At 64.7% G+C, this 23,103-nt stretch carries 21 protein-coding genes and 2 pseudogenes; 9 read left to right on the forward strand and 14 right to left on the reverse strand.

Translation table 11 applies throughout. From position 1 onward, the window contains the following. Positions 1-15: 15 nt before the first annotated feature. On the reverse strand, positions 16-318 hold the full coding sequence (locus DC347_RS21475; RefSeq protein WP_133247059.1) for a hypothetical protein: 303 nt from the start codon (positions 316-318) through the stop codon (positions 16-18). A gap of 174 nt (positions 319-492) precedes the next feature. Then, positions 493-807 carry a hypothetical protein gene (locus DC347_RS00005; protein WP_109043990.1) on the reverse strand — a complete coding sequence of 105 codons (315 nt, stop codon included), beginning with the start codon at positions 805-807 and terminating at the stop codon, positions 493-495. A gap of 951 nt (positions 808-1,758) precedes the next feature. Here DC347_RS00005 and DC347_RS00010 point away from each other — a divergent pair. Together DC347_RS00010 and DC347_RS21480 are read left to right on the forward strand one after the other, a co-directional pair. Beyond that, the gene (locus DC347_RS00010) at positions 1,759-2,370 is read left to right on the forward strand and encodes a hypothetical protein (RefSeq protein ID WP_109043991.1); all 612 of its coding nucleotides are present in this window, start codon (positions 1,759-1,761) and stop codon (positions 2,368-2,370) included. Between the two features lie 334 nt (positions 2,371-2,704). After that, positions 2,705-3,493: a hypothetical protein gene (locus tag DC347_RS21480; RefSeq protein WP_133247060.1), complete on the forward strand. Its 789-nt coding sequence runs from the start codon at positions 2,705-2,707 to the stop codon at positions 3,491-3,493. 707 nt (positions 3,494-4,200) lie between these two features. Here DC347_RS21480 and DC347_RS00025 read toward each other — a convergent pair. Together DC347_RS00025 and DC347_RS00030 are read right to left on the reverse strand one after the other, a co-directional pair. After that, entirely contained in the window at positions 4,201-4,503 is a 303-nt protein-coding gene (locus DC347_RS00025) for a hypothetical protein (RefSeq protein WP_133247061.1), read from the reverse strand. Positions 4,504-4,715: 212 nt separating this feature from the next. Continuing rightward, positions 4,716-5,084, reverse strand: coding sequence for a hypothetical protein (locus DC347_RS00030; RefSeq protein ID WP_109043995.1), 369 nt, complete (start codon positions 5,082-5,084; stop codon positions 4,716-4,718). On the opposite strand from DC347_RS00030, the gene DC347_RS21585 reads away from it, so the two are divergent. The 3 genes from DC347_RS21585 (at position 5,067) to DC347_RS21490 (ending at position 6,565) form a co-directional block, all read left to right on the forward strand. Then, complete coding sequence (locus DC347_RS21585; RefSeq protein WP_165837964.1) at positions 5,067-5,414, forward strand: hypothetical protein; 348 nt, start codon at positions 5,067-5,069, stop codon at positions 5,412-5,414. The two genes, DC347_RS00030 and DC347_RS21585, sit on opposite strands and share 18 nt — an antisense overlap. Positions 5,415-5,881: 467 nt before the next feature. Then, positions 5,882-6,196, forward strand: coding sequence for a hypothetical protein (locus DC347_RS21485; RefSeq protein WP_165837965.1), 315 nt, complete (start codon positions 5,882-5,884; stop codon positions 6,194-6,196). A 21-nt stretch (positions 6,197-6,217) separates the two neighbouring features. Next, the gene (locus tag DC347_RS21490; RefSeq protein ID WP_133247063.1) at positions 6,218-6,565 is read left to right on the forward strand and encodes a hypothetical protein; all 348 of its coding nucleotides are present in this window, start codon (positions 6,218-6,220) and stop codon (positions 6,563-6,565) included. Between the two features lie 498 nt (positions 6,566-7,063). Here the strand turns inward: DC347_RS21490 and DC347_RS22075 are convergent, their stop codons facing one another. Continuing rightward, a complete protein-coding gene (locus DC347_RS22075; RefSeq protein ID WP_255414751.1) occupies positions 7,064-7,195 on the reverse strand; it encodes a hypothetical protein in 132 nt (43 codons plus the stop codon). Positions 7,196-7,332: 137 nt separating this feature from the next. Here DC347_RS22075 and DC347_RS00050 point away from each other — a divergent pair, with 137 nt between their 5' ends. Then, on the forward strand, positions 7,333-8,004 hold the full coding sequence (locus DC347_RS00050; protein ID WP_206073856.1) for a hypothetical protein: 672 nt from the start codon (positions 7,333-7,335) through the stop codon (positions 8,002-8,004). Between the two features lie 109 nt (positions 8,005-8,113). On the opposite strand, the gene DC347_RS21495 is transcribed toward DC347_RS00050, so the two are convergent. Continuing rightward, on the reverse strand, positions 8,114-8,743 hold the full coding sequence (locus DC347_RS21495; RefSeq protein ID WP_133247064.1) for a hypothetical protein: 630 nt from the start codon (positions 8,741-8,743) through the stop codon (positions 8,114-8,116). 183 nt (positions 8,744-8,926) lie between these two features. Between DC347_RS21495 and DC347_RS00055 the strand changes: the two are divergent. Both DC347_RS00055 and DC347_RS22150 read left to right on the forward strand, forming a co-directional pair. Beyond that, positions 8,927-9,325, forward strand: a pseudogene (locus tag DC347_RS00055) (recombinase family protein); the annotation flags it as partial. Between the two features lie 427 nt (positions 9,326-9,752). Next, the gene (locus DC347_RS22150; RefSeq protein WP_350224060.1) at positions 9,753-9,932 is read left to right on the forward strand and encodes a PaaX family transcriptional regulator C-terminal domain-containing protein; all 180 of its coding nucleotides are present in this window, start codon (positions 9,753-9,755) and stop codon (positions 9,930-9,932) included. Here the strand turns inward: DC347_RS22150 and DC347_RS00065 are convergent. From DC347_RS00065 to DC347_RS00075, 3 genes are read right to left on the reverse strand one after another with little or no spacing between them, the layout of a single operon-like run. Continuing rightward, positions 9,850-10,818, reverse strand: a complete 969-nt coding sequence (locus tag DC347_RS00065) for an alpha/beta hydrolase (protein WP_018763256.1) — start codon at positions 10,816-10,818, stop codon at positions 9,850-9,852. The two genes, DC347_RS22150 and DC347_RS00065, sit on opposite strands and share 83 nt — an antisense overlap. Further along, positions 10,815-11,807 (reverse strand): alpha/beta hydrolase, encoded by a 993-nt coding sequence (locus tag DC347_RS00070; RefSeq protein WP_109044000.1) that lies wholly within the window; start codon positions 11,805-11,807, stop codon positions 10,815-10,817. The genes DC347_RS00065 and DC347_RS00070 overlap by 4 nt, the downstream gene beginning before the upstream one ends. Beyond that, positions 11,804-14,533: an alpha-L-rhamnosidase gene (locus DC347_RS00075; RefSeq protein WP_109044225.1), complete on the reverse strand. Its 2,730-nt coding sequence runs from the start codon at positions 14,531-14,533 to the stop codon at positions 11,804-11,806. The genes DC347_RS00070 and DC347_RS00075 overlap by 4 nt, the downstream gene beginning before the upstream one ends. Positions 14,534-14,684: 151 nt before the next feature. Between DC347_RS00075 and DC347_RS00080 the strand changes: the two genes are divergently transcribed. Further along, positions 14,685-15,515: an IclR family transcriptional regulator gene (locus tag DC347_RS00080; RefSeq protein ID WP_109044001.1), complete on the forward strand. Its 831-nt coding sequence runs from the start codon at positions 14,685-14,687 to the stop codon at positions 15,513-15,515. Between the two features lie 32 nt (positions 15,516-15,547). Here the strand turns inward: DC347_RS00080 and DC347_RS00085 are convergent, their stop codons facing one another. From DC347_RS00085 to DC347_RS00100, 5 genes and pseudogenes are all read right to left on the reverse strand, one after another. Further along, positions 15,548-17,047: a glycoside hydrolase family 43 protein gene (locus tag DC347_RS00085; protein WP_109044002.1), complete on the reverse strand. Its 1,500-nt coding sequence runs from the start codon at positions 17,045-17,047 to the stop codon at positions 15,548-15,550. Between the two features lie 85 nt (positions 17,048-17,132). After that, on the reverse strand, positions 17,133-19,487 hold the full coding sequence (locus DC347_RS00090) for a glycoside hydrolase N-terminal domain-containing protein (protein WP_109044003.1): 2,355 nt from the start codon (positions 19,485-19,487) through the stop codon (positions 17,133-17,135). 68 nt (positions 19,488-19,555) lie between these two features. Next, positions 19,556-20,020 (reverse strand): phage tail protein, encoded by a 465-nt coding sequence (locus DC347_RS21865; RefSeq protein ID WP_240617665.1) that lies wholly within the window; start codon positions 20,018-20,020, stop codon positions 19,556-19,558. Between the two features lie 216 nt (positions 20,021-20,236). Beyond that, a pseudogene (locus tag DC347_RS21870) lies at positions 20,237-20,794 on the reverse strand (family 43 glycosylhydrolase); the annotation flags it as partial. Beyond that, complete coding sequence (locus DC347_RS00100; protein ID WP_109044005.1) at positions 20,794-23,085, reverse strand: family 78 glycoside hydrolase catalytic domain; 2,292 nt, start codon at positions 23,083-23,085, stop codon at positions 20,794-20,796. The gene DC347_RS00100 and the pseudogene DC347_RS21870, both read right to left, overlap by 1 nt. Positions 23,086-23,103 lie beyond the last annotated feature (18 nt).

Raw genomic sequence — 23,103 nt, forward strand, 5'->3', positions numbered from 1 at the left:
AGTTTTTCATGGCCGCTAACAGACGAACATTCCTTCAGAACCGAGTGCGTCAACGTAACGAGATATTTCGGCTTCTGCCTCAATAACCCCCGCGATTATGAACCGCTTTGCGCCTGCAGTCCGATAGTTACGTGCGAGGCTTCGCAGATTGAGTAACTCGAGCTCGTGGTTGAACCGGTCCGAACTCGGCGCGGGGCTGAACCTTCGAATTGCGTCCAGATCGATGACTGCATGACATCCCCCTTCAGCCGCGCCCAGCGCATCCGCAAGCGTTGACTTTCCGACGCCGACGGTTCCATTCACGAAGATCGAGTCCATGCCATGATCTTCTCAAGAAACGCAGGTCCTGTACCTGACGCAGCGCCCGATAGCCGATCCCCTATCGAGCGGCGAACCGCGTCTTTTACTGTGAGGACACGCACTGGCGCTGGCTTGTCAGGATTTAGGCTCCCACCACCTGCAGATGCACATTGCCCGGTTCCCGGAGATCATCTACCCAGATGTTCTCTTCAGCTGGTCAACCTGCTTGCGGCGACGGACATCGTCGGCGGCTGACCGAAGAAATGGAATTGCGTAAATAATCGCCAGGATCACGAATGCCGCGGTTGTCGCGCCTAGGACGCTGATCGGAATGTAGAAAAAAGGACTCGAGACACTCGGGCGTGTAATCAAAACCGTTGTGACGACTACTATCGCTTCGCCCACGTTGACCAGCCAAGCGATCAGAAAGAACTTTTGGAAGCGGTTTAGGTAGTTCCGGCTTTTGTTGCTAAGCCGTGTGAGCCGATTGAGGCCACCATCGCTCACTTTTCGGTTCCTCTCGTCCTTTGTCCGCTCTCGCGCAGGCTATCACCCGCCGCGGCCCTGGAGAACAGCGACGAGGGACAAGGTTGAAGGTCATTTACCGCTCAGTGGAAACCTGTGCGGTAAGGGATCCTCCACCCGGGCGGCGAACACACTCCTTGATCCACAATCTGGCGGCCTTGATTAGCTCGATAATAAGAGGCGGCACAGAGTCCGAGATCTGTCTCGATATGCTCTTGATTGAATCTGAACCGCGAGCCTTTTTGGGGGAAAGCCATGGTTTCCTTGGCAGGGACTGTCCGAAGAGGAGCACTTGCCGGCGCTGGAGTTGCAGCTGCGTCTCTTCTCAGCATGGTGCTTTTAGGCGTCTACATGTCGAATTACTTGGGTAGCCCCCTACTTCTTGCGCTGATACTCCTTTTTGTGGCGGCCTGCGGAGCTGCAGTTGGGGCAATCGTTGGCTGGGCAACCTGGCACGTCTATTCACGACCAATGAGCTGGGCTTGGGGCCGCCCGGCGCTATTCGTTGTCACGGTGTGCGGTGTTTACGGACTGTGGAACTGGACCTATGGCCTTGCTCAGCTCAGCAACGGTCGGGGAATGGCTATGTGCTTCTTTTGGAGTTTGACGGCAGCGTCCCTGTCGTTCCTAGAGGGGCGCCGGATAGCCCGCTCATCACAGGCAAGAGCATGATGAAATGTTGCCTTGGCGAAGCCGGTGTTTGGTAGTGCCCGGAATAGGATCGTTTACCGGGCGTTGCTTTCCAGAACGCGAAGGTTTCGCCTATCCAAGTCGCCCAGGTGGTCTTTCCGTGAATGCAGCCACCAATTACGGACTCCCTTGACGTCCGGTAGAGGATTGCCGTTAGGGTCGCTTCATGGAGAGCCGGCACCGGTACGTTAATACGGTTGATGCCAGTGTGGACGCTGCACGGGCGTCGTGTGGAAGGGCGCGATGAGTTCGAAAGGCCGGGTCGGTTCTGCACTCGGTGTCGTGGGGGCGGGTCTCCTGCTCATCCGCCTGTTCGTCGAAACGGACAGGGCGCTCCGCTACCCGGACGGTGCGAAGGTTTTGGGGATTGCCTTGCTGATCGTGGCGGCGATCGCAGTACCGTGGTTTGCCTGGGTGTTTCACCGCGCCAGGACCTTCAAGGCCCGGCTGCAGCAGGAACACCCGGGCGCCCTGATAGTGGATACTTTCTGGACCCCCAAGGAACTGGGAAGATTCCTCAAGAAGGGGTTCTTCACCGCCGAAACCAGGGGACTCGGATTCATCCTCGACGTGGTCGCGGACAGCCGAGGTATTGAGTTGGTCCGGGAGGGCCGGCGGCCTGTCTATTTTGGGCTAGTGCCATGGGACCACGTTATCGCCGTCCAGATGGAAGAGTTCCGCAAACCCCTCGGCCGCCGGCCCTTGCTGGTCCTCGAGGTCGACTCCTGGAATACGCCCTACGTTGCCGCCATCCGGCTGCTCCCCTCCGGCCGGCAGAACCGGGAAAGCGGGGCAGCCCTCGCGGAACTGATCCTGGCACAACGACCCCGGGAGCTGTTCCGCGACCCGACCTGACGGTAGCGCAGGGGCCTGTCTGACCGGGCGGGCCGTGACCGGGCTGCCGTCGTGCTCCTGGGACGAGTTTTGTGGGATGCTCGTAGTGTAAGCAGCAGGATGTTTACTCTAAAGGGCCTGTGTTCGTCAGAACACGGGCCCTTTGCTGTCCCTAGCACCAGTGCGTCCAGGAGGTACCTGCGGGCGCGGCGTTTAACCCGCACAGAGCCGGCAGATGTTCGGTAAGGGATCCCCTTCCGGGCAGGAATACCATCTCGAAAGCCACTCCCCAAAGATCCTTAATGCTCCTCTGACTGCATCAGATGCCCGGCATATCGGGTGTTAGATTCTGTGGATGGGGACCTCGAAATTAAGGAAGCTGCCATCGGGCTGGCAATGGATAGGGCCGGCTGAGCCGTTCATCAACTGGCTGGATCCTGACGTTTTCCTGATGTATCCCTTTGCGGCAGGGCACGTTCTGCCTCATGGGAGTGAAGACAGCACCTGGATTTTGCACGCTCAGTACGTGTGTCCGATCGGCGTGAACGCTGACGATTTGGGTGAGTTCTGGCCAGGCCAAGGATTTTCTCCTCGACCTCCGCACGGATGGCGGCGGGTACTTTGGAAGGACGTCGCTGAGGCAAAGGGGGTTGCTCTACGGGGGCCTTTGTCCGAGCGGGGCGAAGCTCCTCCTTGTGATGGTTGGGAGGCAGTCATAGATGGCCCGCTGTTCGAGGCCGCAACCGAAGATGCCTTCGTTGTTCCTGCTGAGGGGTCAATGAGCCAACTCGAGCTGGAAAAATTGATACCGATACTTGCGGCGCAGACGACAACTACGCGCATGCACGGAGTGCTTTCCTATATGGACTCCTCAGGCTACCTAGCTGTTCCTGGGGACCCAGAGGGTATTCGCTACGCGCTCAGCTTTGAACTCACCGGCATGGTCAGCAATTTACTGACTGTTTCCGATCCGAACGACCGGGTCACTCCTGAACTATGGTGGCCCGAAAACCGCGCTTGGCTTGTCTGGAGCGACTACGACCTGATGGGAAGCAAAATTTTCGGAAGCCGGGCGCTTATTCAACAAGTAAGGGAACACCCTGACATCGAAACGCTTGATTGGTTTCCCGACTCAGCACACTGAATCGGGGGTTTTGAGCCATCAGACAGCGGCTCGCGCTTTGGCAAAGAAAGCAGCATGCACCCCTTAGACTCCAGCGCGCCCGCGTCCGATAAAGGATACCTTTACGGACAGTCGAACCCTCTCCCTATTCCGGCCCTGTCATCGTCGCAAAATCCAGTCCACGGGATAGCCAAGCTCCTCAAGAGTTAGGAGCAGCGGTTCCGGAGGGGCCGCGAAGACATAGATCTCAAAGCCTTCACCGCAGATGTGTATTCTCGTGGAAAACAATGCTCGGGTGGTAAACACCTCGGAGACTTGGTCTCTACGGAAGTGCCATGGCCCGAGAATAAGCCCAAGACCGAACCGAAACCTAAAATTGAGTTCCCCCTCGGTCGCAGTGAGCTCGACGAGCGGCGTCGTGGCTCGGATTGTCCGGTACTCGATTCCGACATTGATTCGATAAGGTTCCATCGGCCTGCGTCTCCCCGGTCAAAGTGTGTTCGCTAAAAGTACCGTGCGGCAGGGCAACGCGGCGGCCAACGCACGTGGCGTCCGGTAAGGGATCGCTTACCGGGCACTTAAGGCCTGCGTTTGGGCGGTCGGGCGCCGAGCGGGCCTCCGCTTGCGCCGTAAAAATGGCCGCAAGGACGATGTGAAGCCCTTTTGTTGTGGGAAACACTGGGGCTAGATCTCCCGGGGGCTCTAATTGCATCGCGTGACGCGTCGTTTCAGCGCTTATCGTCAGGCGAAAGAACTTCAATGCTGCGGTCGTTGCCCCTATGTATTGTCACGACGACGCCACTTGACCAGTCCGCCATTCCGGCCTCGACTTCGGATTTCAGCGCGCTGAGGCTCTCGTCGTCGGGCGCATACTCCTTGTTCATCGAGAATTCGATTCGGCACCATGGCATCGTCCCGCCGTCGCCCCAAGTGCTGTTTATGGATGGCGCGGACCCGATGGACTTCTCGATGACCGGAGAGAGCTCGTTCGCAAGACCGTCACAGTCGTCGGATGCGAAGTAGTCGCCCACGCAGCCACCTAGCAGTGGGGTCAGCAAGAGAAGCAGCCCAGCTCTGGCTAACGCGCGTTTCATGCTCAGACCCTAACAGTCACGGCAGATACCGCCTCATGACGTGCCCATTAGCCAGTGGTTCACCGGAATTTTTAGGCGCCCGCCTAGGGATCCCTGAGCGGGCATCAATATGCCTCGTCGGGGCAGTAGTTACTGAGTGACTCGGGGATTTAGGCGCTTACCACCTGTAGGTGCACATTTCCTGGTTCGCGAAGGTCATCTACCCAAATGCCAATCCGTGCTGTTCCTGCTGGAACTTTGTACTGCGACAGCTCTTCACCATCAACAGTTTCTAGGGTCAATTCTCCGTCCGGGCAACCAATCACTTTCGACGCAAGCAGAATGAGCTCCTGTGAGGGTTCCTGCCCAGACAGGTGAATTGTGGTGTCGCCGTCCATTTCGTGAGTCCCACCGACGATGAGAGCGTCGTCGCTCGCCCAAACTAGACCTTCAGCGGTGACATCAGGAAGCGTCGCTTCTTGAGAACCCAGCACGAGGAAGATCGCGTTAGGCAACGGGGCATGGACGGTGACGTTCATTGGGCTCTCCTCTTAGGGTTGGTCAGCCTTGCACCTCTACAGCACCTACCCCTGCTGCGGCTCGACTGTCTGGTCAGGGATCACCTAGAGGCGCTCCGAGTCCGCTATATCGGCGGTCCTTCGCTCATCAGCACGGACGATACCGTCACGAACCGCCGCTCTAATCACAAAATAGAGGACATAGAAAAAGACGGCGCCACCCACCGCCAAGAGGACAACGAAATTCAGCGGACCAGCATCCACAACTCCCCCAAAGATGTTCATCTTTGTTCAAACCAGATTGAGCATAGCCTCAACTGGCTGACAGCACGGTCAAAGCAATCCAAGTGAGCGCCCGCCTGGGGACCCTTTACCGGACATTACTTCACGGTCCTGTGCCTACTGCTTAGGCATCCGATGCTGAATTGGTGAGACACCGTTCCTTGAGGAGCTCTATGCTCGCATGGCTGGCTGCCAGCTGGAGCGTGGTGTTCGTGGTGTTGTCTGACCTGATTGTCATCGCGAGACCTCCGGGAAAAACAGTCCAAGGGGCTTTTACGGGCTCTCCGACAGCCGTGGGCGCAGAGTAGATTTCCATTGCCCCGCCAAGAGGTCCGCTCTCGGTTGCACCCAGCTGGAAGATTAGTCGGTTTGGTTCTGCGCGTGCATAACCTCGGGCCCATCTACTCCGAAGTCCGGATCCGGGCTCTCTGTGGGCACATTCGAAAAGACCTCGTCCCGCATCCTCGGCCGACCGTTTCTTTCGCATCGGAGCAATGACCACGAGCTGGATGGCTGTTATGAGGACGATGCCAACCGTGATCACGATGACCAACGCAAGCCACCAGCCCAAGACGGTCTGCAAAGGGACAAAGAGGATGCCGGCCAAGAAGACCAGCGGCAAAGAACCGAAGGCATCGTATGCCCGTTCCAGCCTGCTCCTCGGCGTTGGTTCCAAGTCCGGCTCGCGCATGGAAAACCTGCCTTCCCGTGATGTCGGGAGTCTAATCACCAGGACGGTCTTTGATAAGGCCGGTCGTGGTGACGGCCAGCCGGTTGAAGGATCCTGTCAGGCTGACCGTAAGCCGATCCTTCACTGGACGCCAGGTAATGTGCCAGAGTCAGTTGAATGAGTTCCGCGAGGGGGAACTTCCGTGGTGTCACAGGATCAAAGACGGGATGCGGTCGACGACCTCATACGCTTGCGTCGTCCAGTACGTGAATCGTTGGCTCAATTGTCGACGTTTGAATGGTCCTCTCAGGCGGAACTAGCCACTGCTTTTGCACGGGATATCGCTCATGCCCTCGACAAGTTCTGGACCGGAAAGCTGAGCGCAGAATATCTTTGCGCATGGGCAGAAGAACTGCAGGGTCGCGAAGATATCGCGCTGAATCCCGAGGATCGCGATTTCCTGCCGGATGCGCTCTTCCAGCTGTCCACACCCGAGATTTGTGGGTCCGCAGAGGATGTAGCCGTTGTCCTGAGACAGCGGCTGACCTAACCTGCAGGGACCCGAAAGGAAGCAGCAGAGAGTTCGTTGAGGGATCCACAATCGGGCACATGTGCGCCCTTTGAGCCACCGGCTTACGGGCGTCGCTTCGAGCCTCCCAACAGAGGAATCCAATGACTCCTTCGCGATCCGAGCGATGATTGAGCCCATGACAAGCTCCTGCATCTTGGTGGGCCTGTTCAACATGCTCAGGCCTGAGGGGAATGTCCTGTCGGGCGTCTTTACTGGCCTAGGCGGTCTGGTAATCGTCCTAACGACTTACACCGTTGACAGGAAAACGAAGGCGTCTAAGAGATCTAATATCAAGCCCTGAGAAGCTCAAGGCGGAGTAGCGTTCTGAAGTAGCCATCCGGCTAGATTGACGCGCACAACAGCGTCCGGCTGCAGAAGACCGGCCTCGGAAGCCAGCAACCTTGAATCGCGACCGCAATGAAGATGCCTGAAAAGTCATCGGAACGCGTTCGGTAGAGGATCGTTCGTCGGGACGCTTCAGGCAGGATCGATGTCTGCGATCTGGACTGCTGTACGCAGATTGTCGAGGCGGAAAATCCCTGCCGGCACTTGCTCGTCGCGCAGGGTGGTGAACTGGATCTCTTCAAGGTCAGCTGCAGCGAGACGCATGGCATGCTCTAGCCTGAACCGTCGTTCTCAAAGAGAGGGGCAACGTTCTCTAGGACCGACTGGGTTTCAGCAAGCGTGCTGGTTCCGTTCTCTAGATTTTTGATGGCCTCCAGCACCTTCTTGGCAGGGCGGACGTTGTGATTGTTCATCATCAGGCGGCTGGGGAGGTGCGCATGCGGCCAACCCAGTGCTTGACCGCAAGGACTTTGAAGGCCGCCCTAGCGGCGTCCCTGAAGGTGCTCGATTTCCACTACGGTTACATGATGATCGCTGATTTCATGAGAGACGCGGCTCGGTCCATGCCGGTGCACCCGACTCCGTCTGACGTGACCGCCCTGCGCGTGTGGCATTGCAAATACAAGTCGCTGGAAAGCCTCTCAACTTTCACCAATCTAAAAACGCTTGTCATTGCGACGTATCCAGACGCTGACCTGACGCCCCTGCACAGTCTGAGCCAGCTCGAGTATCTAAGAGTCATGCACATGCCGAAGGTCTCCGATCTAGGCCCCCTCGGTCAGCTGCAAAAACTGAAGACAATCAGGCTCAGCACACTCCCGAGCTGGGACTCATCTGGGAAGAAGACGATTGTGCATTCGCTGGCCCCTCTAACTGGGCTGCCGCATCTCGCTCACCTCGAGCTCTTTGGGGTGCTTCCCGAGGACGGCAAACTAAACGTCCTGGAGAACTGTCAGTCTCTGGAGTCAATTCGTGTGAGCAAATACAGGAAAAGTGAAATAGAGCGCATCTACCAATTAACTGAAGTGACCAACTCGTTTGCGCCTCCTCCAGGCGTGGACGCCTGGAGCTAAAGAAAAGCCAAAGTCCTCCTACGTCCCCTCATGAACATGGGAGTCAATGCGCGGTGAAGGATCCTTCACCGGATCCCTCTGCGGGCGGAGAGGTCCCAATCGCCCTGGGTCATCCGTTTCCGGTCGCTGCTTCACCGCTCTTTGATTCAAAGCTCCGGCCGGGTGTGCCAGATTCCAGCGCCTGCAAGGCGCCTGGGAGTGCAATGACGGTGCTGATGAAGCTGAGGTCGATGTCCAAGTCTGGCCGCGTTTGGCGCCATTCCAGCCCCCACACCCGAGTTCCGTTGCGCCGAATCCATGACATGCTGCGATTGACCCATCTTTCATAGTCCTTGGAAACTTGCGCCATCAAATCTGCTTGTGAGCCTAGCGAGCTGGGCAAGATCGCGTCTGGGCGAAGACGAGCAGGAGACCACAAGATGATGGGCGAAGCATTGGCATCCATCAAGGCTTCATCCTCAGCGGGAGCGAACGTCTCCCAGTTCAATCTATTGAATACGGCGGAGACAGAGCCACCTTGCATGGCTGCATCACCGGCACGTACTGGAACGGGCAAGCCGAGCTGGTGATTAACCACCATCACGCGTGATTGCTCAAGCGCATCTTCCCGGTTCAATGCCGTCAGTGGCGTCGTGATGAGTGGCCATGGATGCAAGGTCACCTTTGCGGGCTCACCCAAATAGTCGAGCAGCATCATTTGATCTTCAAGAGTCGCGAAGTAATGAACTGCGGTCACCATGAGTGGAGTCTTTCACGCCTTATCGCAGATTAAAGGACCGCCCGTTAGACGATCGTCCCCCGGACGTGCCGGCGCTGCCCATCGACTCTCTCCAAATCTGCGTGTTTCCTCCAAGGCCGGATTCCCGTATACCCCGCCCGAATTAATGCCCGGTGAAGGGGCCTTATACGCTACAGCCCAATCATGCTCATCGGTAATGCCCGCTGCTCGACCAGCTACCAGGACCTCACCGCCCAGCGTCATGCCCTCCACGGCCTGGGAGCCGACGACGACATGGTCCACGCCGACCACGGATTTGCCGGCACTAAGCGTGACCGGCCCGGCCTGAAAAAGGACCTGGCGGCGTGCCGCAACGGCGACACCTTCGTTGTCACCAAACTTGACCGGTTGGCAAGGTCCCTGCCGGACGCAAGGGATATTGCCGACGAACTCACACGCAAGGGCGTAATCCTCAACATCGGAGGCAGCATCTACTATCCCCATGACCCGGTTGGAAAGCTGCTGTTCAACGTCCCTGGCATGGTCGCGGAATTTGAATCCGACCTTATTCGCGCCCGGACCCGTGAAGGCATGGCGGTGGCGAACGTGATCGCTCCCCGGCAGTGAGGGCACGGCCTTGGAGCTTTCGTGCCGAAGACTCTCGACCAAAATGACGCCTCCTGCAGTGGACTTTGAACACTCCGATTTCCATACCCGTCTGCACACGTCCCGTACTTTCGGGGCAGCGTGTGCAGACGACTTCGGAAAATGAAAGCCACTTTGATTGCCAGTCATCGAGAGGGATCGTGACTTTTTCGAAGCCGGCATAGTTGGCGTCAGCCTACGCTCTGGCGTCGCCACCCATCTCTAGATCTGGGCCCGCCGCTCTGCGCGGACGGCCGCTGCTTGAGGCGTGGGATCCTGACGACGTCCGCCGGCAGTACACGCCATACATCGATACCTACGGCCCGGTCCCCTGGACCCGCACCAGCTCAGCGGCGAAGAGGCCTTCTGGCTGCGGACCGGGGTCATTGACGCGTGGCGGGCGTTCCCCTGGGAGGACCCCGGCCTGCCGCCGGAACTCCTCACCCGCGAATTTTCCGGGTCAGGGCGTAGGACCCCACCGCCTATGCCGCCCGAACCGCCGCCAGTTCCGCCGCCAGGAAGTCCAGGGCGGGCTGCCCCTCGGGAAGCCCTGCCGTGTGGTTGAGGTGGCCGTGGACGGCACCCCGGGCCAGGAAGGAGGACACCGGAACCCCGGCCCGCTCCAACGAGGAAGCAAAAAGCTCGGTCGAGCCGCGGGCGTCGTCGTATTCGCAGGCCAGGAGCGCTGTGGGCGGAAGGCCGGCGGGATCGGCATACCCGGGCATCGCATAGGACGGCGCCATGCTGACAGGTCCGCCCACGTAGTTCTCCGCCGTGCGGATGCAGTCCTCCAGGGTGAACCGTAAATGCCGGGGCAGGCCGGCCATGACCGCCTCGTCGAGGCCGCCGGCCGGCGGCGGGAGTTCGGCATGAAGGAAGGGGTAGGCCAGCAGGAGCTTGGCCGGCAGCGGCTTGCCCGCGTCAACCAGGTAGAGCGCGGCGCCCACGGCAAGGTTGCCGCCGGCACCGGCACCGCCCAAACAGAGCAGGTCCGGATCCAGCCCCAGGGATGCGGCGTTCTTCCGCGCCCAGAACCATCCCGTCAGGGCATCGTCATGCGGAATGGGGTAGGAGACCCCGTCCCGTGCCAGCCGGTAGTCAACGGACAGCACCGGCGTCCCCCGGTCCGCAAGCACCCGGGCCAGGTAATCAGATTCGGGAATGTCCACGCTGCCGCTGACGAAGCCGCCGCCGTGCAGCCACACCAGGGCCGGGCTGCCGGTTCCGGATGCTTCGCCGTAGATCCGGAGCGACACCGGCCCGTGCCGCCCGTCCGCAGTGACCGTGTGGATGGGGACGTCGGGGCCAGGCGTCCGGACGGCGTCGGGATTCAGGAACCGCGGGCCTTCAGGGCTGGCAAGGTATTCGGCGAAACCGTCGGCGGTTCCCCCCGGGCCGCCGGCCGTGGGAGCCTCCGCGGCAACCGCCGTCGGCTCTGTCCGTGGTGTCATGGCGTGCCCAGCTTCCTGGAGAAGTAGCGGACGGCAGAGTCGAGGATGTCCGCCATCCTGTCCTCCGCGCCGAAGAAGCAGTGGTCGGCGCCCTCGATGGTCACCACCTCATGCTCCACCCCCGCCTCGGCGAGCGCAGCGGCCAGCAGGTCGGTCTGCGAATGCGGTACCAGCCCGTCGGAGTCACCGTGCACCAGGAGGAACGGGGCGGCGCCGGCGTCCACGTAGCTGACCGGGCTGGCCGCAGCCAGCAGCTCCGGATCATCCGAGCCGCCCACCAGCATGTACTCAGGCTGCAGGGACATGCCCGGCGGCACCGCCGCGGTCAGGGCAGCGGGAAAAAGGCCCTCAGGCATGGACATGGGAGGGATGTCCACCAGCGAGGAAACACCGTAAAAGTCGACGACGGCGCTGACGCCACTGGAGTGCCCCTGCGCACCAAGTCCGCCTTCAAGGTCGCCGTGGTTGCCCGTCAGTCCAAGGAGGGCCACCAGGTGGCCGCCGGCAGATTCACCCCAGGCGCCGAATCGGTCCGGGTCGATGTTCAGCTCTGCGGCAAATTCGCGCAGGTACCGGACGGCGGCTTTGAGGTCGTGGAGCTGGGCGGGGAAGGGTGCCTCAAGGGAGTGCCGGTAGTCAGCGGTGGCACAAGCGATGCCGGCCTCGTTGAGCAGCCGGAACACCGAGTTGGGTGCGAACGTGGGCGGCAGTTCCCGGCGGTCGCCCAGCTGGAACGCGCCACCGTGCACCCAGAGCACCAGCGGTGTTGGGCCGGACGCCTGGCGCGGCAGCCAGATGTCCAGCTTCAGCGGCCGGAACCCGATGGCCCGGGCATACGTGATTTCCCGGTGCACGGCGGACACGTCGGAGACCTGCTCCGGTGTTCCGGGCGCGTCAAAGACGGGGAACGCCGGAACGTCCCTGCCGCCCGGCCGGGAAACGTCAGGACGGGCGGGGTCGAGTATGCCGGTAGCGTCTTCCACTGTCATAGTGTGCTCCTCATCAGTTCGGGTTTGGCAGCGTCCCCACCGGTGGCGGCAACGAAAGTATGGATTCCCGGCCCGACGACGACGGCCGGTTCGCCGGGCAGCAGCACCTCCGCGGTGGTGCCGGCGGGGATCGTGGCAGTGAGCGTCAGCCCGGCGTCGTGCTGTTTCCCCGGTGACGCTGCCCCCTCCGCCACGGCCCACTCCACCTGGATCAGGCCGCGCGGCCCCAGGTGGGAGGTGGAGGCGGAGGCCAGCCCGGCGCCGGGGCGTGGCTCGATGATGATCCGTTCCCAGCCGGCGCTTCCCGGTGCCTGGCGCAGCCCGGCCGTATACCGGTGCAGGAAGGTCACCACGGCCCCCTTGCTGTAGTGGTTGAGGGATTGGTGTGCGGTGCCCGCGGCGTCGATGCCGTTCCACAGCTCCCACACGGTGGTGGCGCCGCGGTCCACCATGGCCAGCCAGGACGGTTCCGTGTCCTGCATAAGCAGCTGGTAGGCCAGGTCCAGTTCACCGTTGTCGGCCAGGACGGGGAGCAGGTATGGCGTGGCCAGGAAGCCCGTGCCCAGGTGCGTGCCGGCGTCCCGGATCAGCTCCGCCAGCTGCGCGGTGACCCCGGCGCGGCGGTCGGGGCCGACCAGGCCGAAGGCCAGGGCACGGACGCAGTTGGCCTGGCTCGGTTGGGTGACGCGGCCGTCCGGGCCGAGGTATTCCGTTTCCCAGGCGTCCCGGATCCGGCCCGAGAGTTCTGCCAGCTCGGCAGCCTCGTCGTGGCGGCCCAAAACACTCACGATGCGTGCCATCAGGTCCGTGGTGTGGCGGTAGTAGGCGGTGGCCACGATGCCGTTGTCGGCGCTGCGGGCGGCGAAGAGGTCCGGCTCGGGACCGTCCGGCTCCATCCATTCGCCGAAATGGAAGCCCGTGTCCCACAGGCATTGTTCGTGCGGTGCCGGGGTGGGGTGCGCGGCGGCCCTGGCGGGGTGCCGCCGGGTTTCGGCGGAGGTCCGGACGAAGCCGAGCCAGCGCTTCATCGCGTCAAAGTTTTCGGCCAGGATCGAGGCGTCACCGGTGGCCAGGTAGAGCTCCCACGGCACCATGACGATCGCGTCGCCCCAGCCGGCGGAGCCGTTGGTGAAGCCCATGAAGTCGGCCGAGGTGACGGCGGGGCCGGCCGACGGTGAAATATTGGCGATGACGCCGTTCTGCCATTGGTCCGCGCGGACGTCCCGCAGCCACTTGCGGGAGAACCCGGTGACGTCGTAGAGGTAGGCGGCGGCGGGGACGAACAGCTGCCAGTCTCCGGTCCAGCCGGCTTTCTCGCGCTGGGGACAATCGGTAGGGACTTCGCAGGAGTTCCCCAGGAAGCTCCATTCCGCGATGTCGTGGAGCGTGTTCAGCCGCTCGTCGCTGCACCGGAAGGTGCCGATGCGTTCCAGGTCCGTCCGGACCAGGCAGCCGGTGACGTCCTCGGGATGCAGGTCCCGGCGAAGACCCTGCACGGACACGTACTGGAAGCCATGGGTGGTGTGGCGGGGTTCGAAGACCTCGCCGGGCGCGCCGGAGGAGATGACCGTGTCCACCTGGCCGGCGTCGAGGAACGCCCCAGGTGAGCGGAAATCATGCGGGCGCAGGTGGTCCCGGGTGACGTCGCCGTCACCGCCGAGCGCCTCGGCGTATTCCAGCGTGACGATGTCGCCCGGCGCCCCCAGCTGGGTGAGGCGGATCCAGCCGTGGATGTTCTGGCCGAAGTCCACCACCTGGTTGCCGCTTGGAAGGCGCGTGATGGAAACGGGGGTGAGTTCCCGGGTGACCCGGGTGGGCGGGGCGAGGGGTCCGGCCAGTGCGTCCACACTGCCGGGACGGACGACGGCGGGACGGGGCAATGGTGCCGTGCCGGCGGAAAGTGCGCGGCCGGCGTCGTCCGATCGAAAATCGACGCGCTGGCCTGCCATGAGGTCCGCGCTGGTGATCTCCGTGGCCGACACCTGCCACGTCGCGTCCGTGCCGATGACCTGCCTGCCCGCCCCGGACTCCAGCTCGAGCTGCGCCAGGAGGGCGGTGTCCGTGCCGTACGTGTCGGCGTCGCGCGTGTAGCCGAAGCTGCCGCGGTACCAGCCGTCGGTGAGGACGGCGCGGATGGTGTTGACGCCTTCGCGGAGCAGGCCGGTGACGTCGTGGGCCTGGACCTGGAGGGTGGTGTTGTAGCTGGTGGAGCCGGGGGTGAGCTGCTGGTCTCCGACGCGGCGGCCGTTGATGAAGAGCTCGTAGATGCCGTGGGCAGTGGCGTAGGCGCGGGCCTGCTCCGGGGCGGTCTGCAGGGTGAAGGTTTTTGTGAGGGCCCAGCCGGGCCGCTCCCCGGGGGCGGGGACGTTCTCATCGCCGGGCCCGATCCACTGCGCCGTCCAGTCGGAGGCGTGCAGGAGGCCGAGCTCCACGGACATCGGTTCGGACCAGCCGCTGGCCGTTTCGGTGCCGGCGGGGTCGATGTTCCAGGTGCGGACCCGCCACTTGAACCGGCTGCGGGAGTCCAGCGCGGGGCCGCTGTAGGGGATGCCGCCGCTTTCAGCCGACTCCACCCTGCCGGTATCCCAGCCGTTGCCGGCGCTGATCCGGTAGGCGGCCTGGCGGACGGTTCCGGCGGGCGGTGTCCAGCTGAGCCGGGGTTCGCGGATGGTCAGGCCCATCGCCTCGGACAGGTGTTCGGCCCGAAGCCGGGTGGGGGCGGTCATGCGGCGGGACTCCTGGAGTGCGGTTGCTGGGAGTTCCAGCTTCGTGTGCCGCCACCGGTCCCCCACAGGGTGCTTTCAATGGTTGGAATAGTATTGTGGTTCAGCTCACTGCGGGCCACCGCAACGATCCACGGCGCGAGGAACCACTGCCATGACTGCCACCCCGGAAACGGATACCCCGCCTGCCCGCGGCAAGCGGCCGAAACAGGGCGAACCGGTCATTGACCGGGCGCTGAGCCTGCTCGCTGTCTTCTCGGACCGGCGCCGGGCACTGACCCTGTCCGAGTTGGCCCGGTACGCGGAGATGCCGGCGCCCACGGCGCTGCGGCTGATCGCCCGGCTGGTGGCGTGGGGTGCATTGGAACGGCTGGACGACGGCCGCTATGTGGTGGGGGTCCGGCTGTGGGAGGTGGCTTCGCTGTCGCCGCGCGGGCATGGGGTGCGGGAGATCGCGCTCCCCTACCTGGAGGACCTTTTCGAGGTCACCCGGCACCACGTCCTGCTGGCGGTGCGGGACAACGAGCAGGCGGTGCTGATCGAGCGTCTGTCCGCGAAGGACGCCACCGAGGTGGCGTACCGGGTGGGCGGCCGGGCACCGCTGCGGTCCACGGCCGTGGGCCTGGTGCTCCTGGCCGGAGCGGACCAGCAGTTCCAGGAAACCATCCTGAAGCGGCCGCCGGAGATCGAACCCGGCGTATCCGAGATGCCCGAGGGTCAGCTGCGCCGGACCTTGTCCGATGTGCGGCGGACCGGCATCGCCATGATCCGCCGCAGCCTGCCCTCCCGGACCGTGTCCGTGGCTTCGCCCATCTTCGACGCCCAGGGTGCCGTGGTGGCGTCCCTGTCCATCGTGGTTCCGGACGGCTCCACGCCGCCGAACGTCCTGGGCCCGGCGGTCCGCGCCGCCGCCAGGGCGGTGTCCCGCAACCTCGGCTTCCAAGCACAGGCAAGCGCGGACGTCAGGACGCACTCCCAGGGGTAGCGGCGGCACCGGCCGCGTCAGTCCTGGCCGCCTCAGTCCTTGCCGCAATAGTCCAGGCGGCGAACCACGACGTCTCCTTCCACGGCGTAGGCGCCGAAGGCCCGCCCGGTGAACGCCTTGGCGGTTTCAAACGCCCAGTGCCTGCCGTCCAGTTCGGTGAGCAGCACCTCACTGGCACGGCCATCCGGGGCAGCATCAGGTGCCGCAGGCCGGGCGAGGAGGCGGATCCTGTCGCCGCCCACGGCCCCGGCCCTGAAGTCCCGCGACGGCGGCTCGGCCAGGATCGCCAATTCAACGTCACCGTGCGGGAGCGTTGCCTCCCAGGTGCGGTCAAAGCCTGCGACGACGGCCCGCGCGGTGACCGTCACACCTGCGCTGCTGCTGCCGGCTTCAACGCCGAACCAGCTGTCCTCCGCATTGCGCACGGCGATGCCGCCGCTCCCGCCGGTGACGTCCAGGACGGCCCGCAATTCGATGCCGAGGTGGCGCTGACGCTGCCCGACGAAGGCGGGCCGGGGCGCGTCAAGGGTGTTCCCACCACCAGTGATGACAAGTCCCCGATCCGTTGGCGTGGTGAAGTCCGATGGTGTCCGCCGGACTCCAATCCAGTGCAGATGGTCCAGGCCGGCACCCGCGGTGAAGTCATACCCGGCCCGTTCCCGCAGGACGGCGGAAGGCACCGGCATGCTCGCGTATGGCCAGTCGTCATCCCAGTCCACCGTGGTCAGGAAGGTTTCGCGGCCCAGCGGGGAGAACGCCTGGGTGAGGCCCACCGGACGGACGCCCAGCAGCACCATGGCGGTGCCGCCGTCGGGAAGCTCCACCAGGTCTGCGTGCCCGGTGTTCTGGATGGGCGAGCCCGTACCGGCCGCGGTGAGGATGGGATTGTGCGGCGCCGCCTCGAAGGGTCCGTCCGGGCGGCGCGAACGGGCCACCGTGACGGCGTGGCCCCTGTCCGTCCCGCCCTCGGCCGCCAGCAGGTACCACCAGTCGCCGCGCCGGTAGAGGTGCGGACCCTCAGGCGAGTAGAGGCCGCTGCCCCGCCAGAGCGGCCTGGGCTCCTCTAAGGCTGTCCCGGTCTCCAGATCCACGCGGACCTGCTGGATCGCGTCCGGGTGCCGGGCGAAGGTCACGTACGCGGTTCCGTCCTCATCCCAGGCCAGGTCCGGGTCGATGCCGTCCACCGCATCGATGACAATCCCGTCGCTCCAGGGGCCGGCGGGGTCTGTGGCCGTGAACAGCACGCAGCCGCGGCCCCCGAGGAAGACCGAGACGATCAGGTGGAACACGCCGTCCCGGTACCGGAGCGTCGGCGCCCAGACCCCTCCGGGCGTCGGGACGTTGGCAACGTGGACCTGCTCCTCACGCGTGGCCACATGCCCGATCAGCTCCCAGCTTTGCAGGTCCTGGCTGTGATAAACCGGCAGTCCGGGGAGGTATTCGAACGATGACGTCACCACGTAGTAACCGTCCGGGGTACTGACAATGGTCGGGTCCGGGTTGAAGCCGGGAAGGATGGGGTTGGAGTGCATCCAGCCATCCTTTCGCCTGGCCCGGCCCACCGTGTGGCCTTATTTCATTCGTTGAAACGCGTTCCGGGGCCGGCGGGGTGGGCCGCTACGCGAAGTTGCCGCGGCGGAGCTCAACATCCTGGATGCCGGACAGGCGCACGGTGGTCCGGTGGCCGTTCCAGATGACCTCCCGGTGGACGGGCGCGGCAGACCGCAGCACGGCGCTGTCCAGGACGCCCCCGGACCAGCGGATGTCCACCTCGATTCCACCCACCGCCCGCAGGCCGGTCACCGATCCCTCGCGCCATGATTCCGGCAGGGCAGGCAGCAGCCGGATGGCGGCCGGGTCCGACTGGAACAGCATCTCGGCGATGCCGGCGGTGGCACCGAAGTTCGCATCGATCTGGAAGGGCGGGTGGGCGGTGAAGAGGTTGGGATAGACCCCGCCGCGCCCGTCGAAGCCCTCCCCCGCCACCCGGAGTGCCAGGTTCAGGCTCTCCTCAGCTTTTGCCGCGTTGCCAAGCCGCGCCCAAAGAGCGATGCGCCAGGCCATGGCCCAGCCGGTGGACTCGGGGCCGCGGAGTTCCAGGGTCCTGGCAGCGGCGGCGGCGAGCGCCGGCGTGGCCTCCGGGTTCCACTGCAGCAGGGGATAGACGGCCGCCAGGTGGGAGGTGTGCCGGTGGTCCGGTGCATGCTCAGTGGCCGGAAACGACCATTCCCGGATTTCTCCCCGGTCACCGGTGGCCGGCCCGGGAAGGGCGTGCACCTTGTCCGCAAGGTCCGCCAGCCAGGGTGGGTCCTCCGCCAAGGCTGCGGCGGCGTGCCGTGCCGCATCGAGGAGCCCGCGGAGGAGGGAAACATCCATGGTGGAGGACCGGCTCACCGACGCCGGCGCGCCGTCCGGGGCGACGTACTGGTTCTCGGGAGAGGTGGACGGTGACGTGTGCGTTCCGGTCTCCGTATCCCCAATGATCCAGTCCAGTGCGAAGAGGCATGCCCCTTCGATGGCCGGCCAGGAAGCCCGCAACCGGCCGGCATCCCCGGTGTAGGCGTAGTGCTGCCAGGCTGACTGGACCAGCCAGGTGCCTCCCATGGCCCAGCTGGCCCACATGGAGTCGCCTTCGCCGGCGCCGGCGGCAAACGGGTAGCCCCAGGGATCCGTGTTGTGGTGGACCGCCCATCCCCGCGCACCGTACAGGGCGGCAGCGGCCGGGCCGGTGCGGGCAAGCGTGTCCACCAGCTGCAGCAGTGGTTCGTGGCATTCGGCGAGGTTGGCGGGCAGTGCCGGCCAATAGTTCATTTCCGTGTTGATGTTCACGGTGTAGTTGCTGCTCCACGGTGGCGGCAGTTCCTCGTTCCAGATGCCTTGGAGGTTGGCCGGGAACCCACCGGCGCGGGAGGAGGCAATCAACAGGTACCGGCCGTAGTGGAACAGGAGGGAGATCAGTGCGGTATCGGTCTTGTCCACTTCGAAGTCGCGGATGCGCTGGTCCGTTGGCTTCCCCGGACCGGAGCCTGCGCCGGCGTCCGGGCCGAGACCCAGGCGGACCCTGCCGTAAAGCCCGGCGTGGTCGGCCAGGTGGCGTTCCAGCACGGCCTCCGCGGAGTCCTGGAGGGCCCGCGCCACCCGGCCGGTGAGGAGCACGGCAAGGTCGCCAGGGGAACCGGCGGTGTTCGCGTGCCGGCCGGCGTGCGGACGGGCCAGCACCGTTCCTGTGGCAATGGCCAGCCGCACGGAACGTGCGCCCGTGACCGCGAGGACCCCCGCGGTGACGTCCGCAGCCCCGTCCGTGGCGATGCCGGCATGGACTGCTCCGGCGCGGGAGTCGCCGTCGTAATGGATATGCTCGGCAGTCCGCTCAAAGGCGGGCGCCACGTCGCTGGGCAGCAGCACCCGCAGGCGGAGCTCGTTCCCCCACTCATGCTCTGCGGCGTCCTGTCCAAGGGGCCGGATGCCGTCGGGGTGCAACCCGATCCGGACGGTGATGGGAGCGTCGGCGGTGATCTCGTGGATGATGACGGCGTCCGGGTGGGAGGCGAAGGTCCGGTGCCGGACCTCGGCGCCGTCAACCACGTATCGGTGCCCCGCGGTACCGGTCCTGAGGTCGAGCCACCGGGCGGGCCCACCGTCAACAGCTGCGGCGGACCCGGCAACGTCCACTGCCAGGACAGCGAACGGCAGGTATGCCTGCGAATGAGTGCCCTGGAATGCCAGCAGCAGCTCTTCCGCCCGCCGCACATCCCCGGCATCCACCGCCGAACGGACAGCGTGGAGCGTGGCCGGTCCGGCGGATGGGTCCAGTGCCGGTGCGGACCGGCTGGTTGGCCCGGACCACGCCGAACCTTCATTGAGTTGGAGGCGCTCGCCACCCACCAGGCCGCGAACCGTGGCCCCTGCGAGTCCGTTGCCTACCGGCAGGGACTCGACGAACCGTTCCGCCGGGCCCCGGTACCAGAGCACGTGGGCGGGATCGGTGCCCGGCGCTTCAACCGGCCCCGCGGATCCAGGCGATGCCCCCGCTTCAGCGCTCAGTACTCGCCCTTGATGACGAAGTAGGAGCCGCGGATGGTGCCCGCAAGCTTGGACTTCTGGCGGGCGAACTTGAAGCTGGACGCCAGTTCCTCCGGAACGTCCATGCCGTCCGAGAGTTTGAACCCGACCGCCCGCTTGCCGCCTTCCGCAATGCCGTACATGACGTTGATGGACAGCCCGGACTCATAGAACACGTACGTCATCCGCAGCCCGTCCACTTCGAAGGAGGACACCTCGAGCGGTTTGGACGAGATCACCAGGTTCCGCTCGGTGGAGAGGATGTTGTGGACATAATCAACCGTTTCCGGCGCCTCGTCCGCGGGGACCATGGTGAAGTCGTGGTCGTATTTGTTCTTGTAGTAGCGTGCCTCGTTGGCCCGCAGCCCGGCCAGCGCGTCGGCAACGGGCGACGATTCCAAACCAACGGTGGACACGTTCTTGAAATCCACGGTGTACGGCATGAGTCCTCCTGGGAATGGTCTTGTGCCACATCGTTGCAGATCAGCGCCTCCACTGCACCTCACTGATGCAGGCGGAGGCTGTTCCCGTCGATTCTTGCAGCTGTGAGCCGGACCCGTTCGTTCGGTGTGTCGTTCGGCCCCCGGCGGAGGTTCTGCGCCATCCGGGAGGCGCAGCGGCCTGGCCCAGGGGGCTGAGGAGGCCGTGAACAGCAGGAACGGCTCGCCAACGGCGGCGCGAAGATCATGGGACAGGCGGACCGCGCACATGCGGCCGTCCGCGGTCCCCGGTTCCTCCCGCGTCCCTTCCGCCCCGCGGCTGTAGACCAGCCACCGGGCGCCGGCGTCGTCAACGTGGAGTGTTCCATCCAGGCAGGGCTCGGCAGCCGGGGTGACCGGTCCGTCGCTCCACGGCCGGTAAGGGCCGGTCGCCGCATCGGCAGCGAGCACCACAACGCCCCGAGGGCGCGACCGGGACGATGTTGCGAGCGTGGCAAACATGAAAAACCGCCCGTCCAGCGCGTACACCTCCGGAGCCCAGAACTGGGTGTCCGCCCAAAAATCCGCCGGCGGCCGGAAGGCGGCAAAGGGGCCGTCCCAATGTTCCAGGTCCTCGCTGGTGTAGCAATCAAAGCCGGTGGCCGGTCCGCCCCAGACATTTTCATCGCTGGTCCCGAACAGGACGAACCCGCCGGGAGCGGACTGCAGGATGAACGGGTCCCGCATCCGGATCCCGTCGAGGCGCAGGGCAGGTTCCGCCCGGGCGGCGGCCCCCATCAGCGGGTCACCGACGGTTCCCGCACCGCAGCAGGGCAGTCAAAGCGGCGCGTCCCGCCCTCCATGGCGTGCCGCGCACCGTCCGGAAGCACGACGTCGGCCGCCACCCCGGCAGGGACGGTCGCCTCCAGGCGGAACGCACCGCCGTCGAGCGTCCATTCCACCCGGACCTCACCGTGCGGAGTCGTCAGGGACGTTTTGGCCCAGTCGATCCCGTCCCCCGGCTGGGGGGCGATGAGCACCCGGGCGTAACCGGGTTCCAGCGGCCGGATGCCGCCGATGGCTTTGTGCATCCAGTCGGCCACCGCGCCCAGGGCGTAGTGGTTGAAGCTGGTCATCTCACCGGGGTTGATGGTGCCGTCCGGGAGCATGGAATCCCAGCGTTCCCAGACCGTGGTGGCGCCCATCGTCACCGGGTACAGCCAGGACGGGCAGCCTTCCTCAAGCAGCAGCCGGTAGGCCTCGTCCACGTGGCCGGTGTCCGTCAGCGCGTGGGTGATGAACGGGGTGCCGGCGAACCCGGTGGACACGCGGTAGTTGTTGGCCCTGACGAGTTCGGCCAGGTGGTTCCCGGCGAATTCCCGCAGCTCCGGGGTGGGCAGGATGCCGAAGGCGATGGCCAGCGCGTAGACGGTGGTGCAGTCGCTGCGGATGGTGCCGCCGGCTGCCACGTAGTGTTCAGCGAAGGCGGTCCGCACCCGGGCGGCGAGCGCCTCGAAATACGCTTCGTCGTCGTGCTTTCCCAGCAGCCCGGCAGCCTGCGCTGTGAGGCGCGCGGTGCGGTACATGCAGGCGGTGGCCACCACGCCGGTGTCCGCCTTGGCCGCCCATGGCTGGTCCGGCGCGGCGTCCGGGTCCAGCCAGTCGCCGAACTGGAAGCCGGAGTCCCACAGGCCGGTGGGCGAGAGCAGCCCCTCCACGCGGCGGGTGTGCGAGGCCATTGACTCGTACTGGTTCCGCAGCACGCTGATGTCCCCGTAGGCCTCCCAGAGTGCCCACGGCACCCACACGGAGGCTTCGCTCCAGAGCGCCGAGGATTCCGGGGCCGGGAATTCCGGCGGTTGCGGGCAGTACTTCAGGGCATCGGGCACGGTGATGGGTACCAGGCCGTTTGCCGCTTTTTGCTCGGCGGCGAGGTCCAGCAGCCAGTCCTGCAGGAAGCCCTTGACGTCGTACAGGTAGGCGGCGGTGGGGGCGAAGACCGCGATGTCGCCGGTCCAGCCGAGACGCTCATCGCGCTGCGGGCAGTCGGTGGGCAGGTCCAGGAAGTTCCCGCGGAGGCCCCAGACGATGTTGCGGTGCAGCTGGTTGACGAGCTCGTTGGAGCATTCGAAGGTGCCGGTGCGCTCAAGGTCGGAGTGGACCACCACGGCCTCGACGTCATCCGCGGTCAGCGTTCCCGGCCAGCCGGCGATTTCGGCGTAGCGGAAGCCGTGGAAGGTCTTGGTGGGTTCAAAGACGTCTTCCCCGCCGGAGAGGATGAACGTGTCCGTGGCCTTCGCGGACCGCAGGGGCCGGACACCGAGTTCGCCGTTTTCCAGCACCTCGGCATGCCGGACGGTGATGGCCTGCCCGGCCTCGCCCCGAACGGTGAACCGGAGCCAGCCCACCAGGTTCTGGCCGAAGTCCACCAGTGTCCGGCCGCCGGGTGAGGTGAAGATTTCCACGGGACGGACGACGCCGGCGCGCACCACCGGCGGGCCGACCGGCTCAGCGAGCCGGCCGCCGTCGAACGCCAGTTCACGCACGCCCGTCCAGCCAGCGCCGGGCACATAGCCGGGCTCCGCCCAGCCCTTCTGATAAAGGCGGGCGTCGATGGTCTGCCCGTCGTAGAGGTCGTTGAAGGTGGTGGCGGAGGGGCCTGCCTGCCAGGTGGTGTCCGACGCGATCGACTGGACGTGGCCGTCCTCGAACTCGATGTCCAGCTGCCCGAAGAACCCCAGCTCACTGCCGTAGAGGTTGGACATGCCGTGCCAGGCCAGCCGGCCGCGGTACCAGCCGTTGCCCAGTTCCACCCCCAGCACGCTGGTGGGGGCCACCAGGGACGTGACGTCATAGCTGCGGTAGCGGAGCCGCCACTCGTAGGAGCTCCAGCCCGGGCTCAGGACGTCGTCCGCCACCGGTGAGCCGTTGATGAACGCCTCATAGGCGCCGAAGGCGGTGGCCCGCAGCGTCGCCCTCACCACGCCGCCGTGGCCCTCCTCAAGCGTAAATTCCTTGCGGAGCAGCGGGGCGCCGTCGAAGTCCTGCTCGGGCGAAATCATGGCGGCGAGCCAGGGAGTGGAAGTCATGGAAGAAGGGGTCCGTTC

The sequence above is a fragment of the Pseudarthrobacter sp. AG30 genome (assembly GCF_003116525.1).
GTDB lineage: Bacteria > Actinomycetota > Actinomycetes > Actinomycetales > Micrococcaceae > Arthrobacter.

Coding starts and splice junctions, on each gene's coding strand:
- DC347_RS21475 (WP_133247059.1), bottom strand. CDS start 318: ATGGACTCGATCTTCGTGAATGGAACCGTCGGCGTCGGAAAGTCAACG.
- DC347_RS00010 (WP_109043991.1), top strand. CDS start 1,759: ATGAGTTCGAAAGGCCGGGTCGGTTCTGCACTCGGTGTCGTGGGGGCG.
- DC347_RS21480 (WP_133247060.1), top strand. CDS start 2,705: ATGGGGACCTCGAAATTAAGGAAGCTGCCATCGGGCTGGCAATGGATA.
- DC347_RS21585 (WP_165837964.1), top strand. CDS start 5,067: ATGGACGGTGACGTTCATTGGGCTCTCCTCTTAGGGTTGGTCAGCCTT.
- DC347_RS00030 (WP_109043995.1), bottom strand. CDS start 5,084: ATGAACGTCACCGTCCATGCCCCGTTGCCTAACGCGATCTTCCTCGTG.
- DC347_RS22075 (WP_255414751.1), bottom strand. CDS start 7,195: ATGCGTCTCGCTGCAGCTGACCTTGAAGAGATCCAGTTCACCACCCTG.
- DC347_RS21495 (WP_133247064.1), bottom strand. CDS start 8,743: ATGGTGACCGCAGTTCATTACTTCGCGACTCTTGAAGATCAAATGATG.
- DC347_RS00065 (WP_018763256.1), bottom strand. CDS start 10,818: ATGACACCACGGACAGAGCCGACGGCGGTTGCCGCGGAGGCTCCCACG.
- DC347_RS00070 (WP_109044000.1), bottom strand. CDS start 11,807: ATGACAGTGGAAGACGCTACCGGCATACTCGACCCCGCCCGTCCTGAC.
- DC347_RS00075 (WP_109044225.1), bottom strand. CDS start 14,533: ATGACCGCCCCCACCCGGCTTCGGGCCGAACACCTGTCCGAGGCGATG.
- DC347_RS00080 (WP_109044001.1), top strand. CDS start 14,685: ATGACTGCCACCCCGGAAACGGATACCCCGCCTGCCCGCGGCAAGCGG.
- DC347_RS00085 (WP_109044002.1), bottom strand. CDS start 17,047: ATGCACTCCAACCCCATCCTTCCCGGCTTCAACCCGGACCCGACCATT.
- DC347_RS21865 (WP_240617665.1), bottom strand. CDS start 20,020: ATGCCGTACACCGTGGATTTCAAGAACGTGTCCACCGTTGGTTTGGAA.
- DC347_RS00100 (WP_109044005.1), bottom strand. CDS start 23,085: ATGACTTCCACTCCCTGGCTCGCCGCCATGATTTCGCCCGAGCAGGAC.